The sequence below is a fragment of the Shewanella sp. MF05960 genome (genome assembly GCF_050849305.1).
In the GTDB taxonomy this organism is placed as follows: domain Bacteria; phylum Pseudomonadota; class Gammaproteobacteria; order Enterobacterales; family Shewanellaceae; genus Shewanella.
In genome coordinates this window covers 173,914-192,326 of the sequence record NZ_JBOZPS010000008.1, presented here as the reverse complement: position 1 = coordinate 192,326, position 18,413 = coordinate 173,914, and the positions used below count along the sequence as shown (strand labels likewise).

General features: G+C 41.5%; 15 protein-coding genes. 11 read left to right on the top strand and 4 right to left on the bottom strand.

What is annotated here, in order from left to right:
* Positions 1 to 8 precede the first annotated feature (8 nt).
* Positions 9 to 1,508 carry a tRNA lysidine(34) synthetase TilS gene (gene tilS, locus ACROAE_RS10460; RefSeq protein WP_432401460.1) on the top strand — a complete coding sequence of 500 codons (1,500 nt, stop codon included), beginning with the start codon at positions 9 to 11 and terminating at the stop codon, positions 1,506 to 1,508.
* 146 nt (positions 1,509 to 1,654) lie between these two features.
* On the top strand, positions 1,655 to 3,244 hold the full coding sequence (locus ACROAE_RS10455) for a M28 family metallopeptidase (protein ID WP_432401458.1): 1,590 nt from the start codon (positions 1,655 to 1,657) through the stop codon (positions 3,242 to 3,244).
* A 91-nt stretch (positions 3,245 to 3,335) separates the two neighbouring features.
* Here ACROAE_RS10455 and ACROAE_RS10450 read toward each other — a convergent pair whose 3' ends face one another.
* Complete coding sequence (locus ACROAE_RS10450; protein ID WP_432401456.1) at positions 3,336 to 4,169, bottom strand: class I SAM-dependent methyltransferase; 834 nt, start codon at positions 4,167 to 4,169, stop codon at positions 3,336 to 3,338.
* Positions 4,170 to 5,544: 1,375 nt separating this feature from the next.
* Here ACROAE_RS10450 and ACROAE_RS10445 point away from each other — a divergent pair.
* Both ACROAE_RS10445 and ACROAE_RS10440 read left to right on the top strand, forming a co-directional pair.
* Positions 5,545 to 6,633 carry a DUF262 domain-containing protein gene (locus ACROAE_RS10445; RefSeq protein WP_432401454.1) on the top strand — a complete coding sequence of 363 codons (1,089 nt, stop codon included), beginning with the start codon at positions 5,545 to 5,547 and terminating at the stop codon, positions 6,631 to 6,633.
* Between the two features lie 12 nt (positions 6,634 to 6,645).
* Positions 6,646 to 7,149: a hypothetical protein gene (locus tag ACROAE_RS10440; RefSeq protein ID WP_432401452.1), complete on the top strand. Its 504-nt coding sequence runs from the start codon at positions 6,646 to 6,648 to the stop codon at positions 7,147 to 7,149.
* 248 nt (positions 7,150 to 7,397) lie between these two features.
* Here ACROAE_RS10440 and ACROAE_RS10435 read toward each other — a convergent pair whose 3' ends face one another.
* On the bottom strand, positions 7,398 to 7,541 hold the full coding sequence (locus ACROAE_RS10435) for a hypothetical protein (RefSeq protein WP_432401450.1): 144 nt from the start codon (positions 7,539 to 7,541) through the stop codon (positions 7,398 to 7,400).
* 915 nt (positions 7,542 to 8,456) lie between these two features.
* Between ACROAE_RS10435 and ACROAE_RS10430 the strand changes: the two genes are divergently transcribed.
* From ACROAE_RS10430 to ACROAE_RS10420, 3 genes are all read left to right on the top strand, one after another.
* A complete protein-coding gene (locus tag ACROAE_RS10430; protein ID WP_432401448.1) occupies positions 8,457 to 8,885 on the top strand; it encodes a LysM peptidoglycan-binding domain-containing protein in 429 nt (142 codons plus the stop codon).
* A gap of 338 nt (positions 8,886 to 9,223) precedes the next feature.
* The gene (locus tag ACROAE_RS10425) at positions 9,224 to 9,415 is read left to right on the top strand and encodes a hypothetical protein (RefSeq protein ID WP_432401446.1); all 192 of its coding nucleotides are present in this window, start codon (positions 9,224 to 9,226) and stop codon (positions 9,413 to 9,415) included.
* A gap of 579 nt (positions 9,416 to 9,994) precedes the next feature.
* Positions 9,995 to 10,393, top strand: coding sequence for a hypothetical protein (locus ACROAE_RS10420; protein ID WP_432401444.1), 399 nt, complete (start codon positions 9,995 to 9,997; stop codon positions 10,391 to 10,393).
* 167 nt (positions 10,394 to 10,560) lie between these two features.
* On the opposite strand, the gene ACROAE_RS10415 is transcribed toward ACROAE_RS10420, so the two are convergent.
* Positions 10,561 to 11,655, bottom strand: coding sequence for a peptidase C39 family protein (locus ACROAE_RS10415; protein WP_432401442.1), 1,095 nt, complete (start codon positions 11,653 to 11,655; stop codon positions 10,561 to 10,563).
* A gap of 73 nt (positions 11,656 to 11,728) precedes the next feature.
* Between ACROAE_RS10415 and ACROAE_RS10410 the strand changes: the two genes are divergently transcribed.
* Positions 11,729 to 13,183: a RimK family protein gene (locus ACROAE_RS10410; protein ID WP_432401440.1), complete on the top strand. Its 1,455-nt coding sequence runs from the start codon at positions 11,729 to 11,731 to the stop codon at positions 13,181 to 13,183.
* 107 nt (positions 13,184 to 13,290) lie between these two features.
* On the opposite strand, the gene ACROAE_RS10405 is transcribed toward ACROAE_RS10410, so the two are convergent.
* Entirely contained in the window at positions 13,291 to 14,184 is an 894-nt protein-coding gene (locus ACROAE_RS10405; RefSeq protein ID WP_432401438.1) for a GGDEF domain-containing protein, read from the bottom strand.
* A 161-nt stretch (positions 14,185 to 14,345) separates the two neighbouring features.
* Here ACROAE_RS10405 and ACROAE_RS10400 point away from each other — a divergent pair, with 161 nt between their 5' ends.
* From ACROAE_RS10400 to ACROAE_RS10390, 3 genes are all read left to right on the top strand, one after another.
* Positions 14,346 to 16,298 (top strand): monovalent cation:proton antiporter-2 (CPA2) family protein, encoded by a 1,953-nt coding sequence (locus ACROAE_RS10400; RefSeq protein WP_432401436.1) that lies wholly within the window; start codon positions 14,346 to 14,348, stop codon positions 16,296 to 16,298.
* A 566-nt stretch (positions 16,299 to 16,864) separates the two neighbouring features.
* A complete protein-coding gene (locus ACROAE_RS10395; protein WP_432401554.1) occupies positions 16,865 to 17,413 on the top strand; it encodes a sigma-70 family RNA polymerase sigma factor in 549 nt (182 codons plus the stop codon).
* Positions 17,410 to 18,174: an anti-sigma factor gene (locus tag ACROAE_RS10390; protein WP_432401434.1), complete on the top strand. Its 765-nt coding sequence runs from the start codon at positions 17,410 to 17,412 to the stop codon at positions 18,172 to 18,174. Before ACROAE_RS10395 ends, ACROAE_RS10390 begins: the two co-directional genes overlap by 4 nt.
* Positions 18,175 to 18,413: the final 239 nt, after the last annotated feature.

Sequence of the window (18,413 nt, the reverse complement as noted above, 5' to 3'; positions counted from 1 at the left end):
CTAACATCATGACAAAAACAGCGTTAATGCCTGACTCACTCACAGCAAAACAGCTGCTAACGTTATTAGAGCTGGCCATATTGCCACTGTATGAGCAAGGTTTGCTACACAGTGAGCAAGCTCCTAAGTTAGTGCTGGCTTACAGTGGCGGCGTTGACTCAGAAGTCTTAGCGTTTGGCTTAAGTGCCTTTGCCCAAAAACACCCGCATATCGCTTGTTTACTTATTCATGTACATCATGGATTAAGTCCTAATGCTAATACGTGGGTTGACCATTGCATCACTCGTGCTAATCATTACCAACTGCCTGTACAAATAGAGCGAGTGAACGTTAACAAAGGTCCAAGAGAAAGTTTAGAAGCCAAAGCGCGTGATGCGCGCTATCAGGCTTTTGACCGTTATCTTAATCCGGGTGACATTTTACTGACCGCCCATCACCAAGATGATCAACTTGAAACCTTATTACTCGCGTTAAAACGTGGGCAAGGCCCAAAAGGGCTAGCCGCAATGGGGGCGATACAAGCTTACAAACAAGGGTGGTTACTTAGACCGTTATTGGATATCAGCCGCGATCAAATAGAGCAATTTGCAGTACAATATGGTGTTCGTCATATTGAAGATGAAAGTAATCAAGACGACAGTTACGACCGTAACTTTTTACGTTTAGAGATTATTCCTCGCTTAAAACAACGCTGGCCAAGTATTGCCACCACCGCAGCAAGAAGCGCGGCATTGTGTGCGGATCAACAACAAGTGATTGATGATGAAGTGAGTCATCGCTTACCCCAGTGGTTAACTCTACCCACCGATACAAATGCATTAATCACCGAATCAAGCGGGTTTAAGCTCACTGGATTTGGCCTATTGAGTGCCGCCTGGCAGGCATTATTATTTCGCGGTTATTTACAGCATTGTGGTGTGAGTTTGCCATCGCAATCGCAATTGCAGCAAATATTGTCACAACTGCTTGATGCAAAAGATGATGCCAATGTGGCCATTCAATGGGGCGATTATCAGGTTAAACGCTTTGCGAATATCGCATATGTGTTAACCCATCAAGCGCTTGAACCTCAAGATGCCACAGCATTGCAACGTGATATTCTGGCGGTATTAGCAGGCAAGCTAAATCAAGTCAGCGGCAAAGTAGGGCAGCAATCATTTAGTGTGCAAATACAGTCCTATAAAGCAGAATGTGTACAGCAAGACGTGTCAGCATCAACAATGCCACTACTTGCATTGCCTGCAACTCATGTACACGTAATGATAAAATATGGCGCAGCAGGTTCAATTAAATGCCAGCCACAGTTTGCCACATCGCAACGCACCAAACCTCGAGAGCTCAAAAAGCTCTGGCAGGAATGTCAAATTCCACCCTGGCGCCGTCAGCAAATTCCATTAATTTTTTACGATGATGTGTTAGTTGCCGCAATAGGATTATGGATAGACAAACGTTACCTGGCAGCACAAGGCCAAACCGGGCTTAGTTTACCGCTTTTGAACACACGATGAAGGGCGACAAAAGCGGTAGCACTGATTATCGCTTCAGACTATATTGGTGAGTCTAGTCTTTATCGCCGTGAAACGTTCTAACAAGGCGAAGTCCGCTCTAATACCTAGCCATGTTTACAATTATTTTTCTTAATATTTAACAAAGGATGTTGTCTGTGAATACCTTTCGTTTATTAGCTGTGTGTGGTGTGTTTATACTGCCAAGCGTTAACGCTACGCCATTTCAATTTGATGAAAAAACCTACCGCCAAGATGTGCAAACCTTAGCAAGCGATGAATTTGAAGGCCGTGGGCCGTTATCTCATGGCGAAAAGCTGACCGTTGAATATTTAGAAAAAGCCTATAAAGCCATGGGGCTTCAACCGGGTTTTGGTGACAGCTACCGTCAAGCAGTGCCTATGGCTAAAATAACAGCCGACCAAACGATGCAACTCAGTGTCGGCGATTTAGTGTTTAACAACGGTACTGATTTCACCGCCCGTACTGAACAAGTTCAACCTCAAGTCAGCTTAGATGGCAGTGATGTGGTGTTTGTGGGGTACGGTATTAATGCACCAGAATACCAGTGGAATGACTACGCTAACATTGATGTGAAAGGTAAAACGTTAATTATGCTGGTCAATGATCCAGGTTTTGCGACTCAAGACCCTGACATTTTTAAAGGTAATGCCATGACCTACTATGGTCGCTGGACTTACAAGTACGAAGAAGCTGCAAGGCAGGGCGCCAAAGCGGTGTTTATTGTCCATGAAACTGCCCCAGCTGCTTATGGTTGGAATGTGGTTGAAAACAGCAATACCAATACTAAATATACTTTAGTGGATGACCATAAAAACCAATCACACATCGGTGTTATGGGCTGGGTTCAACATCAAACCGCGCAAAAAATCTTTAGCGCAGCGGGCCTTGATTACGACACACTGAAACTCACCGCCGCTAAGCCCGGTTTTAAGTCTATACCGCTTAAACTTACAGCCAACTTATCGCTAAAAAATCAAATCGAATTGGCTACATCTTATAACGTAGCAGGGCTTATCCCTGGTACTAGCCAAGCCGACGAATGGGTCGTCATGCATGCGCATTGGGATCATTTAGGTAAAACTGTGCAAGATGGCAAAACCCGCATTTATAACGGTGCTGTCGACAATGCCTCGGGTGTAGCAGGCGTGTTACAGTTAGCGCGACATTTTAAAGCGCAAAACAAAGCACCTAAACGCTCTATTTTGTTTACTGCCTTTACCGCAGAAGAAACAGGCCTCATTGGCGCGCAATACTTTGCCGCCAATCCTCCAGTCCCGACTAAACAACTGGTGTCGTTTTTAAACATTGACGGCATGAACGTTGGCAAAGGTGTTAATTACATACTGCGTTACGGCCAGGGCGTGTCAGAGTTAGAAACTTATTTAGATGATGCCGCCAAAGCGCAAGGGCGCACTGTAAAAGCAGATCCTCGTCCACAAAACGGCTTAATGTTCCGTTCAGACCACTTTGCCTTAGCCCAACAAGGTGTGCCAGGGTTAATGTTTATGAGCCTAGGTGATACTGACCCAGACTACATTGCTCATAAATACCATCAAGCTGCCGACGATTATGATGCCAGCTGGAATTTAGGCGGAGTCGAGCAAGACCTCGCTTTAATCAGTGACATTATTGAAAAGCTGGCCAACAACAACGACTGGCCAAAATGGCTAGAAGAATCTGACTTTAAAAAACGTCGAGCACAAGACGGTAAGTAGTGTTTGCTAGTTGGATAAAGAGAGGAGGCGAAAGCCTCCTTTTTAGTCTCATCGTCATTAATGTTAATATTCATGCGGTTAAGTGGGTTGTTTATTCCACTATGTCACTGGTTTTCCACCACATGACAAAAGAACGGGTTGGGCAAAATAATTTCCAGCGATTATCTTCGGTCGCGGTAAGGTGTTTATCAATATTTTGGTGAAATAGATGCTCAACATCTGGTTGAATATTGCCCATAAACGTTAAGTCATCATAGGCTTCTTGTTTGGTGTTATAGATAGCCTCAAAACCATCATCAAGGATTAATACATTTGGCTCAGCGCCCATGTCGTAAAGCATATTGTAAGTAATGTTATAACTAAATGCTCTGTCCTTGGTTTTTTTGCTTCTTTTAGCATTGGGGATCATACCTTCTAGAAACTCAAAATGTATCTGTTTTAAACTCGGAGCATTAGCAAATGCGATGATAATGGCATATTTTCTGGCAATCTTATTGAGCTTTTTTAAATCGGCTAAACCGACAGAACGAGAAGCGATGGCGATATCATGCATGCCTATTTGTTCTAAAGCATCTTCAGCTTCCCAATCTTGTAACAGCGGTTTGATATTATCAACACCTGCATTTTTAGCGTTTTTCATACAGCGGGCTAACATATTAGGAAAGGCATCCACCGCTGTTACTTGTTGAGCTCTGTGAGCTAATGGCACCGATAAACGACCTGGGCCAGAACCTATATCAACCACGGTATCACTTGCTTCAATAGGCAGGCAGGCGACTTGTTGTTCGCTAAAACGTGCTTCAAGACGGATCATTCCATCATACATTTCGGCAAACTCATCCCAATTTAATAGAAACTCACTTTCTGGTCTCTTTTTTTTAGATAAGCGCTTATGTAACAATTGCCAATTGATTAAACTTTGCATTATTAATACCTTATATCCACCGATATTGAATTCTATTCCTAGTAGACTTGATATAAAGGGAATAAAAATAACGTTAGGTCAAAAAATTGAAAAATAATAACGATAATTTTATCGAGGGAAGCTTCGGAGGTGATGTTTATTAGCTGATACATATGGGTTGATACATATGGGTTGAAATATATGGGCTCATATGGCCTCATATGTATGGCCTGCGGCCACTAACGTCGTGGCGCTTCGCCCACACCAGATTAAGGTTGTAAGTTGCCAATTTACGCAGGTTGATTTAACCGTCTTCCCGGTAATGCTTTTGAGCCGGGATCCAGGTGTTTGTTTTGTACTTTTGTACATATTGTACCTATGGCCACTAAGGTCGTAGGCGTTTCGCCCATACCAGGCTTTTTCAAACTTCGTTTGAAGTAAGATCGCAAGGTTCCACCTTGCACTGGCCAAGAGGGGATCAACAGCAATCCCCTCTTGGATCACCCCTGCCGTTCCGGCAACATTTTCAAACAGCGAAAAGGTCGCGACGGAAAATGATCCAGCTTGTGGCTTCGTTTGAATTCTGCCTCGGCCACCTCTTTATGGTGAAGAATGAAAATGCTAACGCTTCCGATGGTACATCTGATGTGAATGGATTCACGAATGTCGCGGTGGCATGGATGCCAAAGAGCGACCTGTACCGCGAAAGCTAAGCTCACATCTGATAGGCAGGATGCCTGAGTGCCTTGTAGCACATGGATGTGCGTGAAAGGCCATGTGAGCTTCACGCATTCACTTATAAAGAGTCTTCAACGTCCTCAAGTTCAGAGTTGAATTAGAACCTCTGAAAGTCAATTAGTTAACTCATTTATGTAGCAAAGAGTATTTCAAATATAACCAGCGGCCACTAACGTCGTGGCGCTTTGCCCAGCTCCAGACTGCATTTTAGCTAGCTTACAAATGTCGGATAGATATCCAGTGGTAGCTAGTCCTCCACTTTTATGTGGTGTGCACTGTGCATAAAAACAGTTGTAATGTTTTTTGGCGTATTTTTAAGTTTAATCGGTGATAAGTAAACTAAAGTAGCACGAATAATAATTTGCGAAGATTGTAATGCATTGAAATTAAAGTGTTTTTTGTTTGCTGTTAAATATTGAGTCCACTTTTAACGCGCAACCTCGTTTTTATTTGCCAGATGATCTAAATAAAACTGCTTTACAACAATAAGTTAGCAAATGTAGGATGTTATTAATCAATAAGTTAAAGGGCCGACATTATCGGGCGAGCCCTTCAATAAGCGTTAGCAAGCAAAGCTGTTCATTTATCAATTACAGAATCAAGTTTGAATGTTATTCTGTTAATAATATTTATTTATACAATTTAATTGAGATAATTTATGAGTACAGATGACTTAACAGAACTAGAAAAAGAAGAAGAGCAATCATTTTTTGAAGATGAATCTGATCAGCAACCACCCTCAGATATCATTGCCTATAATGAGCTACGTTCATGTGCAGATTTATTCCGAATGTATGATAAGGGTATTTTAGATATAACCCCTGATTTTCAAAGAGATTCTGTTTGGAACCCACCCGCTCAAACAAGATTTATTGATTCACTTATAAAACAACTACCCATACCGAGTATGTGCTTTAGCTTAGATTTTAAAACTCAAAAGTGGCAGGTAATTGATGGGCTTCAACGGATGACTGCAATTATTCGATTTTTAGATGACAAATCATGGCGTTTATCAGATCTTGATGATATTGATAAAAAGTTAGCAGGTAAAAAAGTATCACATTTTAAAGACGAAGATAGTGTTGATCATATTCTTTATCAAAGATTAGAAAATCTCACTCTCCCTGTGACTGTTCTTAGATGTGATCATAGTAAAAAATCTCATATGGAATATTTATTTACCATATTTCATAGGCTTAACACTGGCGGGACAAAACTAAATAATCAAGAAATAAGAAATTGTATATTCAGTGGCTCTTTGAATTCACTATTAAAAGAATTAAATGAGAATACTCATTGGAGAGCTATCAATAGGCTCAAAGATAAAGATGATTCTAGGTTTAAATATGTTGAAATGATCCTAAGGCACTTTGCATTTAATGATGACCTATTAAAATATAAAGGCATTTTATCTAAATTTTTAAATGAATATATGAGAGTTAATAGGGCTCCTAGTGAAGATTTCTTACAAGCTAAAAAAGACAATTTTTTAAGAACAGTTAAATTAATAGAAGCGAAAGTTCTACCGGGAGATGAAAGAGTAGGTATCTCTACATTAGAAGCTTTATTGGCTGGTGTGTCTGCTAATATTGATTCTTTAGAACTGTTATCAAAAGAAGACTTAACATCACGTTTCTTAAGACTTAAAGAGCATAGCTCTTTAGCTACTGAATATTTAAACGGTGGTGTTGCTAAGAAAGATAAAGTCGAAGCTCGTATATCTGCTTCTATAGAAATTTTTTCATAATATTGGTAAATCATGATAGCTCGCTCGTACATTGAAAGTAATTTAAAGCAATTAGATAAGCTATATCTCAACGCTATAACGCTTAAGAGTAAATTATATTACTCAAAGCTTGCTATGTTAGAGCTTTGTGGTTGGATAGAAGAATCAATGGACGATATAGTTCAAAAGTGTGCTAATCGCTCACTTAAGAGTCAAGCAAATAAAAACTATATCGCGACCCAGATAATTAAACCAACCTATGGGTTTGAATACAAAAAGCACTTTATGAAAATGCTTACTTATGTTGTTGGTCTTATAAATATTGAAAAATTGGAAGATAAACTTGATCCATTAAAAAAAGCACGACTTGAATCAGCTCTTGGTACTTTAAAAAGCGCTAGAAATAGAGAGGCACATACCCATCTGAAAGGAGTGACTAGACAGGTAGATGCACCTTCTATAACTATAAATTTATTTAATCATGTATTTGATGGATTAAAAGACATAGAGCTACATTTGAAAGAACTTAGCTACTAATAAATGCTTGCTAACACATATGAGCCTTCCGCCAGTCAATAGGCGAGCCTAACTTATTTGACTGCTTTTGCAGTCAAATAAAAATCAATCAACAAATTCATCTACTTCGTCTGTCATTTAGCTGTCAAATCATCGTTTACAGCAAACACATATAGAGGCTCTCTTAGTGCGATTTCTTTTAAATTAAAGAATGCTGCCTGACGCTTTTCATTCCTTTGAAATATCAGGGGTACTACGACTAAATGGATTTAGGAGGTAGAGCGACGCAGGAAGCCAAAGCCGAGACATTTATCGGTTAACCCTAAGATGGCACTATTCAAGTCAGAGGTGCTTTGTGCACAGTTAGTTTCAGGCTCATTTAAGGTGTAAACGACTTTGTTGATTGCATTCATTAATGCGCGCCAATAAGGTGTCATTCTTTATAAAATCAAGTGCAGGCGATGTAGCTTAATAGCATTTGGCATTGTGATAATTGTGATAATAGTGATAAGTCATTGCTTCATTAACCAAAAATTAACTGGGCAGGGTAAACTTTTATAAAAAAAATAACTTCTAACCTGCTTCTATTCAAAATGTGCTTGTTTGAAAATATTCAAATTCAACTCTGAACTTGAGGCCGTTGAAGACTCTTTATAAGTGAATGCGTGAAGCTCACATGGCCTTTCACGCACATCCAGGTGCTACAAGGCATTCAGGCATCCTGCCTATCAGATATGAACTTAGCTTTCGCGGTACAGGTCGCTCTTTGGCATCCATGCCACCGCGACATTCGTGAATCCATTCACATCAGATTTACCATCGGAAGCGTTAGCATTTTCATTCTTCACCATAAAGAGGTGGCCGAGCCGATTCCAAATAGAGTAAAAAGCTGGATCTAACCACGTCGCGAAATTATCGCAGCTATTGTTAAGTTAAGAATGATAATTTTGATATGGCGGCTGGGCCAATTCTTTTATAAAGAGTAAAGAGGGAATAGCCGTTAATTTCCTCTTGGTCTGGTGTGGGCGAAGCGCCACGACGTTAGTGGCCGCAGGCCATGAGTACAAAAGTACATAAACACAAACAGTAAATGAAACACCTGGATCCCGGCTCAAAAGCATTGCCGGGAAGACAAATATAAACTGACAGACTCATTTTAGATATCTTGAATCAAAGTAACTTAAAACATGGCCATCCACGATAATTGTCAATTATTCTTTACTTCCTCTCTACACAAGTTTGCATTTATCTGGTGTAAAATACTTTCAACGTTTGAACAAAAGCAACAAACGAATTTAAACCAAAAAATTTAATAAAGGGTAAATAATATGAAAAATGTAAAATTAACTTTAGTAACAGCTCTTTCGGTTTTGGCTTTAACTGTTGCAGGCGTGGCATCAGCGGATAACAACAGCCTATCTAATAACCATAAACAACAAAATGAAGTTACTTATACCAAGAAGGTAAATGAAAACATTAGTAAGAATAATACGAAAACAGTAGTTGTTACTAAGAACGTTAAGAGTACTAACAAGATAGTTGTTGTTAAAAGTACCCCAACCAAGAAGGTTGTCGTTACAAAGATAGTGGTAAAACAGCCTGCTAAGACTAAACAGCAATTTTATACTGTTCGTTCTGGTGATAGTTTGTCACTTATTTCTGCAAGAACTGGAGTTAGTGTGAAGACGCTTGCAAAATTGAATCAGCTTAAGCATCTAAACAACATACGTATTGGACAGATATTGATAATTCTATAATTTTAACTCAGCATTTATTTATAGATTTTTAAAAGACCCCCCACCTTTTGAGGGTGTTTTGTATTCGCTAGATAGGTTGGTCTAACGATAAGCAACCCAACTTTTTCATATCTAAAACAATCTATTGGGCTTCGTGCCTCAGCTCAACCTACAGAGTGATTGATGAAAAACCGCCCAGCCGAACGAAGGAGCAATGCGACGCCGACCCGAAGGGTGAGTTTGAAAAACTCATAAAAAGTAGGGGGTGTCATTTATGATCAGTATCTTTGATCCTGAGTATGCTAATGATGTTTTTGTAGCAAGATTACACTTCTAAGACAGAGGTAAAATTCATAAACATGGCTACCCACGATAGTTTTCTCAATAGACTCAATATTTCTGCTGACAACAGGCTAAAAATCACTACTGAGTTTGATTCATTATTCAAAGGTGCAGTAGGGGCTTTACCTGCATTAACGGAATATTGCGAATATCTAGAGCGAAAGCTAAGACAAGGTGAATCAAACAGCCATCGCTGGTTGTGTGCTTAAGGCTTAACGTCTGACACTAAATCAATCACCTGATTGCCAGCTTGATATCAATCAAGCCACTAGTGCAGTGTTTAATTTTCTGCCTAGCTCACCATTTTCAATCTAGCGCTCAGTTTGTTGATAATTGCCATTCAATTTATACATTTGAATAGTGAAGAAGGTTACCGCAATTAAACTTAAAAGCAGTTATGTTAATTATCATAAAATGAGTAGCATGATTAATCATTCAGAACCTGTAATATTGCGATCAAGCTGAGTGAGTGACGATTGATTTCTATCGAGTAGTGACTCAATGGCAACCATAAGAGAATTTTGGGGCATTGTTTTTTAAGCAAATCGTGTAGTATATGCTTAAGTTTAACAGGAGCACACATGGCGTTATATTTAGTAGCCTTCTTATAGGAATAAGTGGCGAAATTGATTAGATCAGATAACACCATGCGTGTCTACTATTCTGAAATTTAAAAGAATCATCTGGGGATTCCCTAGATTTGAGCGTTGAAGTTGTAGAATGCCGCTTTAGGAGTGAAATAAGTATGTGTCGTTATAGGATTACTAAAATATAAGGTTGTTTTTTGAATGGGTAAGAAAAGTAGACATAAAAAGGAGTATAAAGAAGCAAGAGCTAAAAATATTACTGAGTATGAAGAATGGAGATATATTTTAAAACAAAAGTGTACTTATTATGCTATTGCATGGTTAGTATTATTTTTCCTTTCCCCCTTCATTTTTATAGCGCTATTTGAAGACTCGACTGCTTTTATATTAATGGAATGTACTTGGCTTATAGCTTCGACAAGCTATTTCCTAATATTTAAATATTATGCGAAGTCTGTAAACGAGTTTTATTATAACTTGTTATCAAAGAGTCGGTATGGAAATGGGACAATGGTTTCGGCTGTATATCAGTTATCGAGAGGCGGAATCTTACTAATGATTATACTTGGAGGCGTTAGTGTATATCATTGGATGACATAGTTACTAAACGTGTGAAAAGTACATTAAGAAACCGCTAATGACAAGTTGATTAGTCACCCCAGGGCAAGATCGTGAACACATTTCGTTCAGGGCGTTATCACTTCACTCTGGTGTGGGCGAAGCGCCATGACGTTAGTGCCCGTTGGCCATCAAAAAGCTTAACCTTGTTAAGCCAAAGATGATTCCACTACCAAACAAGAAACCTGTTTCTGCTTACCATACTGCATGACCTGCGCAAGCTCTGCCTGACTGATGGGCACGTAAGCTGCGTTAATGGCATCTTTTTGCGCCTCAACAAACGGATCGTGGATAAACATAAACTGCTCGTTGTAACCGCTCAATACCACCCAATGTGGGCCTTTTTCGCCATTAAAACGATAGGTACTGATCATCAACAGCACTACAAACTTTTGGTCTGTCCAGTGTTTTAATTGAGTAATAGTTGGCGAGGCGTTATGGACCATAACGCCTTGTGAAGCTAACTGTTGGCAAAAATCATTGTGTACTAAGGTGATGACCGCTTTTTTGTTTTTATCCCGCACGCTATCGATAAATGGCACCGATGAAGACTGGCTGTAAATGGCAATCTGTAAGCCTCGCTTGATTGCCGCCAAAGCTAAGCCATGCACGCTGCAACCGCCATGACCGCTGGTCATAAATATGGTGGTGGCTTCACGCCAAATACTTAACTCATCCACTCTACTGGGATTATATTGCGGTTTTACCGCACTCATGGCCATCATCAAACACGCCGCGCCGCAGGTAAACGGTGTGGTTTGTACATACAAAGGCATCTTAATCACTTTACTTGGCCCTGGCGTGTCTAAGCGTTTGTGCATGCGCACGCCATCGGCTAAATCATCGTAATAGTGCACTAAGGTTTTAAGGACCTTATAACCCATTTTTAAGTAAAGATTTTTTGCAGCGATATTGTCGTTTCGCACTTCGAGGCGTAATGTAATAAAGCCACGTTCGACGACGATTTGCTCGCAGCGACTCACCAGCTCAAAGGCAATGTTACGGCCTCTAAACTCAGCCGTAACCGCAATTGAATACAGTCTGGCGAGCCTAGTGCCTCGGTTAAACAGCACTAAGGCATAAGCGGCGAGTGTGCCGTCTATTTCTGCGACGAACAAACTGTCTAATGGCGAGTTGATAAAACGTTTCATTTGCCGAGGGCTAATTTTATCGCCGCTAAAGGCATTGTTTTCAATGGTATTGAGTTGGGGTAAATCAGAGAGGTTGGCTTGGCGTAGCAGCATGAGTCGGCTCGAAATGGCAAACAACTAGTGGGTTAATTTACGCGCTAAACCGCATAAGAGGCAATAGATATTTATGGCTCAGTTTTTAATTGTCACCGATGATGTCAATGATTGGCGTCCTTATTTGCCCAGTGATCATATGGTCACGGTTCATGATTATTTAGAGATGGGGGCGTACTCGGATAAAAGCGCCATGCAAGTGATTAACTTATGCCGCAGTTATGACTACCTCACTACCGGCTATTATTGCTCGTTAATGGCTGAAGCCCGCGGACATCGAGTTATCCCTCGGGTGATGACCATTAACGATTTGTCGCAAGACCGTTTTTTTAGTTTACCTCAAGCAGGGCTTGATAAGCTGGCAGACAATGTGACTAGCATTGCGATGAAGGTGTATTTTGGCTACTGCGATAATCCTGCATTAGATAAAATTGCCCGCAAAATATTTGAACGTTTTACCGTGCCCATTTTGCAAGTGAATTTGCTTAAAGTGTCGGGTAAATGGCAGGTGGATATTATTGAGCCTGCGGCATTTCAAGACTTAACCGAACCTGAGCAAGACTTGTTTGCTCGCTATTTAGAAGTGTTCTCTCAAAAAGTGTGGCGCTTGCCTAAGCCGTCAAAACGCTATCGTTACGAAATCGCCATGTTAGTGGATGAAAACGAAAAAATGCCGCCGTCTGATAAAGCGGCATTGAAGTTATTTACCAAAGCGGCGAATCGTATTGGCATGGATTTAGTGCAAATCGGTAAACACGATTTGGCTCGCTTAAGTGAGTTTGATGGGCTGTTTATTCGCTCCACAACTAATATTAGTAACTTTACTTATCGATTTGCAAAAGCAGCTGAGCAGCTCGGTTTGGTGGTGATGGATGACCCTGAATCCATAATGAAATGCACCAATAAAGTATTTTTAACAGAGTTACTCTATAAGCATAAAGTGCCGGTGCCTAAAAGCGTGATCTTTAAAGCGTCGGATAAAAACTGGGCTGACGATGTGATTAATGCCATTGGTTTGCCCATAGTGTTAAAAGTACCCGACGGGGCATTTTCGCTGGGGGTGGTGAAAGTAAAAGACCGCCAAACCTTGCTTGAACAAGCAGAAAAAATTTTTGAGCACAGCGCGCTCATTTTAGCGCAAGCCTTTATGCCAACCGATTACGATTGGCGCATTGGCGTATTAAACCGCCAACCTATTTACGCGTGTCGTTATTTTATGAGCCGTGGCCATTGGCAAATTTATCAGCATCATCAAAGTGGCCGTGTCAGCAGTGGCGATTTTGACTGTATTGATTTAAAAATGGTGCCGCATAATATTGTTGATGCCGCGGTTAAAGCATCTAATTTAATTGGTGCTGGTTTGTATGGCGTTGACTTAAAAGAAATCGATGGCAAAGCGTTTGTGATTGAGGTGAACGATAATCCGAGTATTGATCATGGCGTTGAAGATTTGTTTTTAGGAGACTTAGTTTACGATAGGGTGATGACTGAGTTTTTAAGGCGTATTCAACTACGCGGGATGTCATAAACTAAAAAGCCCTTATTCCACTGGATAAGGGCTTTTTCAATTAATTAGTTGTCTATTCAAACCAACGCCATGGTGCTGGCACCTTAGCGAGACTTTAAGCTACATATCTATCCTGCTTGTTCACCTACATCGATGCGATAGCAATTACGCCCAGCCGCTTTTGCTGCATACATGGCTTTATCTGCCCGTTCGTATAGATTATCAGCAAGTTGCTCTGGAATCGCCTCGGCAATCCCTAAGCTGCATTTTATGTCGTATTCGGTTAATTGAGCATGTTTTGGCATCATGTCAATAATTCGTTGGCAGACTATCTCTGCCGCTAGTGTGTCACCTTGAGTGATAATCACAAATTCGTCACCGCCAATTCTAAATGCCTGGTCGGTATCACGAATGGCTTCGTTAATTAATTCGGCAAAGCCCACTAAAACATAATCGCCGGCTTTATGGCCATGTATGTCGTTTAGTTGCTTAAATTTGTCCAGATCAATCACCACTAATGACACATGGCCTTGGTAGCGATTAGCGCGAGCTAAAGCAGTACCAACCGCCTGATTATAATAATAGCGATTGCCCAAACCTGTTAACGAATCAAACATGGCTTGTTTAGACATGCTTTGATACTTCAGTGCATTGCTTAATGGCTGAATAAACATCGCTTCTAACCGGCTTAACGTATGCGCTTGAGCTGTGCTCAGTGGCATAGCAAGCTGATAAACCAGGTTAAATTGGTCTTGTTTATCTGCAACAGTGCGTTGCAGTTCAATACCGTAATGACGTCCCCAAACAAATTTTTGTTTGTCTAGGGTCAACTGTAATCCTTTAATCGGCAAATGTTGTCCTAGAATTTTGCCGAAACAGGCAAAAACTGTCCTAGGATCTAAACTTCCATGTAGCTGTTGAATTACTTGAATCAGATCCAGTTCAGAATCCATATTCAAGTAAGCGTCTGAACGGTACCAGTAATCTTCAGGATAAAACTCTGTAGCGAGTGCAAAATCCATTGTATTTTCTCCAGTACGTGACAACTAATTACTTTGTTAGTAGCAATAATCGTGCCCATGAAAAAAATTCTATAGTTATTAGTTGTTTGATGATTTACTGTAGAAGAGGTACAGCATTTATTTCCCTTTCGACATTTTTTTGACAAGGAACCCAGACCGTAATGGAACACAGCATTTTTATTCATATTCTTTCAATGCTTGTGATTGCGATTGTGGCGATTGCATTGTTGCGCCGCCTTGGTTTGCCGGCCATTTTGGCTTACTTGTTAACCGGTGTGGTGAGCGGCCCGAGCGGTTTTCATTGGTTTACTCAATTGCAAATGCAGTCGGTGGCTGAGCTTGGCGTGGTTTTACTGATGTTCACTCTCGGGCTTGAGTTTTCGGTGCCGCGATTATGGGCAATGCGCCGCACTGTATTTGGCCTAGGCAGTGCGCAAATGATTGTCACCGCATTGGTTGCCGGTGGTATTGCCATGCTAGTGGGCCAAAATCTGGTGGCTGCGGTGCTGATTGGTTCGGCTATTGCGTTGTCGTCTACCGCCATTGTGCTCAAATTACTAAATGAACAAAATTGGTTACGCAGACGCCACGGTGAGTTGTCGGTCAGTGTGTTGTTATTTCAAGATTTAGCCGTGGTGCCTTTACTCATAGTAATGCCGTTACTCGCCAATGATGGCACCCAAATGAGCTTTAATGCGATTGCGTGGGGCTTGCTAACCGGTATTTTGGCGTTTTTAGGCTTAATGTCGTTTGGTAAATGGATATTGCCGCGTATTTTCGATGAAGTCGCGCGCTCACGTTCAAACGAGTTATTTGTACTGTCTACTTTGGTTGTGGCGTTGGTCACCGGTGCATTTACCCAGTGGCTAGGATTATCCATGGCATTAGGGGCATTTATTGCCGGCATGTTATTGGGCGAAAGCCAATACCGTAGACAATTAGAAGCCGATATTAGGCCATTTCGTGATTTGCTTATGGGGCTGTTTTTTATCTCGATAGGCATGCTGCTCGACTTTAACTTAGTCATGCAATATTGGTGGCAAGTGTTATTGATTTTAGTCAGTGTGGTGTTGGCTAAAGCGTTGATTGTGTATGGCATACTGAAATTGGTGGGCGAGAACGGCAAAATTGCATTAAGTACCGCTATCAGCTTGGCTCAAGTCGGTGAGTTCAGTTTTGTGTTATTAGCACTGGCAGTGAATTACCAATTACTCGAAAACGAAGTCAGCACGGTTCTCGTGGCAGTTGCGGTTATCTCAATGTCGATAGCGCCGTGGCTTATTCGTCACAGTATTGATATTGCTAAAAAGCTTACGGGAGGCCATAAAAAGCCGCAAAATGAACCATTAGAGGTTAATTTACCCATTAGCGATGACAGCGATTTAGTGCTGATTTTAGGTTACGGCCGGGTAGGGCAAACCATAGCGCGCTTTTTAAAAACTGAGGCTGTGCCGTATATCGTGCTCGATCTCGATCCTACACGTGTAACTGAAGCTCGAGCCGCTGGAGAGAATATCTATTTTGGCGATGCTTGCCGTATGGCGTTATTAAAGAAAATGGGCATTCGTCAGGCCAGTTTGGTGGTCGTAACATTTTGCGAGCCAAGGCAATCAGAAGAGTGTCTTGCAGTAGCCAGAAAGCTCGCTCCCGAAGTGAAAATTTTAGTGCGCACTCGCGATGATTCAAACTTACATGAGCTTAAAGAGGCAGGGGCGACTCAAGTTATTCCTGAGTCGCTTGAGGGCAGTTTAATGTTGGTGTCGCAGGTATTGTTTAAATGCGGCGTGCCATTAGCGCGGATTATTAAACGCCTAGAATCGGAGCGTCGTAACCATTACCAGTATTTACACGGCTTTTTTTCCGGCACCGAAACCGATTTCACCCTCGACTTATTGCATGCGGTGTCGTTAGCCACGGGTGCCAGTGCCGTGGGGAAAACCATTGCCGATATTCCGTGGCAAACTTTAGATGTCGAATTAAGAGCTGTGCGACGCCGCGGAGAAGAAATGGACCCTCCACCGCTAGATTGGATTTTAAGGCGTAATGATATTTTGATGTTAGTGGGTAAACCACGCAGCATCGAAAAAGCCGAAGAGTATTTACTGCAAGGCTAATCTGTACTGTTTATCTTATACCCAAACAACCTGAAGATGCTCGATTTCAGCAAGAATTTACACGCGTTTAGGCAAGGCATTGATTGCGGGTAATGGTCGTTCCCTTTCCAAAATCAATAACGCAGCATAAACACGTGTAAAACTTGCCCTTTGGGAGTTTCACCGTGTTTCCCTGATTATTAAATCAAGAGCGTTGTTGCGCTAATTTATAAGGTACCTACATTACCGCATTAACGCGCCTAGTATTGAAAACACGGTGAAGCTCTGAAACACGGATCTTCAAGTTGATTGGGTATAAGTGTAGATGTCAGTTATTTTTTAAACGAAAACACCCTCATTGCAAAGTGAGGGTGTTTTTTTATGGCTCAACTTTCAGTATTCAACTTTCTATTTTCAACTGTGCCGCCGAGGTTGATTGCTCAGTTTGATTGCTCAGTTTGATTGCTCAGTTTGATTGCTACATTTTATTTTTCAAATGATGCATCCAAAAGGGCTGTTGCGACGTATTGAATTTATTGGGCCGTTATTTTTGCCAGCAGACCTACCAATAGGAAGCATCGTTGACTATGGAACAAGACACGTTATTAGGGTTGCTTAGTGCAACTGCCGCAGGCGATAAACAAGCCTTTGCAAATCTGTATAAACAGACGTCTGGCCAGTTATTTGCCGTGAGTTTAAAAATGCTCGGCAGGCGAGAACTTGCCGAAGAAGCCTTGCAAGAAGCCTATGTCAAAATATGGCATAACGCGACCGAGTATCAACACGGTAAAGGCCTGGTACTCACGTGGATGATTAGCATTGTGCGTTACCGAGCACTAGACATGCTGCGATATCACAAAGTGCGTAAAGAAGATCAATTTGAAGATGGCCAAGAAGCCATGTTCGAGGCTCCTATGTCAGGAGAGGGGGCAGATGAAGGGCCTGATATCACTAAGACCAAGCTTGATGATTGTATGGGTGAGCTTGAACCTCAACAAAAACAAGCCATTCATTTAGCCTATTACAACGGCTTAACCCACCATGAAGTGGTTGGGCATTTAGACTTACCATTGGGCACGATTAAAAGCTGGATCCGTCGAGGCTTACAACAATTGCAGAGGTGTTTAGCATTATGAATTATCGCGACCCCGAATTACGAGATGCATTAGCCGCCGAATACGTTTTGGGCACATTACGTGGCCAGGCTCGTCGCCGCTTTCAAACCTTGATGATGCAGATCCCCAGCCTGCGTGAAAGTACCTGGTTGTGGGAGCAACATTTACATGGCATGAACGAATGTTTAACCCCAGTTGAACCTGAACAGGCTGTGTGGCAACACATCAGCCAACGCCTTGGTTTTACCGTGGCTAATGCCGATATCGACACGCGTGCTGCAACTGATACTGCAGATGTGCAAACCAGTGCGCCATCAACATCACCTCAGTCAAATGTGGTGTCATTGTCATCATTTAAGACTCGCTTATGGCAGGGGGCAGCATCGTTTGCTACCGCTGCTGCAATTATCTTGGCCGTCGTGTTAGTTAAACAACAATCCATTGATTTACCCGTTGCCCAGCAGATGGCCGTAGTGCAAGGCGCTGAATCGCAAGCCTTATGGTTAATTGAAGTGACTGAACGCAGTATTGAAGTGCGCTCAACCAGTAACTTTACGCCACTGGCCAATAAAGATTATGAGTTATGGATGATTGCTAAAGGTGTTGAAAACCCGATATCACTAGGCTTGTTGCCAAAGTCAGGTCAACTATCGTTGCCTAAAAACAGCCAATTTGATGAGGTTGATATTGTCGCATTAGCGGTCAGTTTAGAACCGTTAAATGGTTCGCCAAATGGCTTGCCGACAGAGGTGCTCTACACCGCAGAGTTAGCCATATTGTAGTTAACATTTGTAGTTGAAATTTGTAGTTAAAGCTTGTCGTTACAGGTGCAGTTAGCGCTTGTTGTTCCAGCTTATAGTTCCAAGTAGAAGTATCAAGTTGAAGTATAAAGTTCTAAATATCAAATACTCAGCAACAAATACTCTGCAACAAATACTCAGCAACAAATACCCAGCAACAACTGCTAAGTCACAGGTAAGCGGTATCATTGCTTTTGAGTGATGAGTTTAATCACTTTATA

Excerpts from the sequence above, each read along its gene's own strand:
- ACROAE_RS10390 (WP_432401434.1), top strand. The coding sequence starts at position 17,410 with ATGAATTATCGCGACCCCGAATTACGAGATGCATTAGCCGCCGAATAC.
- ACROAE_RS10395 (WP_432401554.1), top strand. The coding sequence starts at position 16,865 with ATGGAACAAGACACGTTATTAGGGTTGCTTAGTGCAACTGCCGCAGGC.
- ACROAE_RS10445 (WP_432401454.1), top strand. The coding sequence starts at position 5,545 with ATGAGTACAGATGACTTAACAGAACTAGAAAAAGAAGAAGAGCAATCA.
- ACROAE_RS10405 (WP_432401438.1), bottom strand. The coding sequence starts at position 14,184 with ATGGATTTTGCACTCGCTACAGAGTTTTATCCTGAAGATTACTGGTAC.
- ACROAE_RS10435 (WP_432401450.1), bottom strand. The coding sequence starts at position 7,541 with ATGAATGCAATCAACAAAGTCGTTTACACCTTAAATGAGCCTGAAACT.
- ACROAE_RS10410 (WP_432401440.1), top strand. The coding sequence starts at position 11,729 with ATGGCTCAGTTTTTAATTGTCACCGATGATGTCAATGATTGGCGTCCT.
- tilS (WP_432401460.1), top strand. The coding sequence starts at position 9 with ATGACAAAAACAGCGTTAATGCCTGACTCACTCACAGCAAAACAGCTG.
- ACROAE_RS10450 (WP_432401456.1), bottom strand. The coding sequence starts at position 4,169 with ATGCAAAGTTTAATCAATTGGCAATTGTTACATAAGCGCTTATCTAAA.
- ACROAE_RS10440 (WP_432401452.1), top strand. The coding sequence starts at position 6,646 with ATGATAGCTCGCTCGTACATTGAAAGTAATTTAAAGCAATTAGATAAG.
- ACROAE_RS10420 (WP_432401444.1), top strand. The coding sequence starts at position 9,995 with ATGGGTAAGAAAAGTAGACATAAAAAGGAGTATAAAGAAGCAAGAGCT.
- ACROAE_RS10455 (WP_432401458.1), top strand. The coding sequence starts at position 1,655 with ATGTTGTCTGTGAATACCTTTCGTTTATTAGCTGTGTGTGGTGTGTTT.
- ACROAE_RS10425 (WP_432401446.1), top strand. The coding sequence starts at position 9,224 with ATGGCTACCCACGATAGTTTTCTCAATAGACTCAATATTTCTGCTGAC.
- ACROAE_RS10430 (WP_432401448.1), top strand. The coding sequence starts at position 8,457 with ATGAAAAATGTAAAATTAACTTTAGTAACAGCTCTTTCGGTTTTGGCT.
- ACROAE_RS10415 (WP_432401442.1), bottom strand. The coding sequence starts at position 11,655 with ATGCTGCTACGCCAAGCCAACCTCTCTGATTTACCCCAACTCAATACC.
- ACROAE_RS10400 (WP_432401436.1), top strand. The coding sequence starts at position 14,346 with ATGGAACACAGCATTTTTATTCATATTCTTTCAATGCTTGTGATTGCG.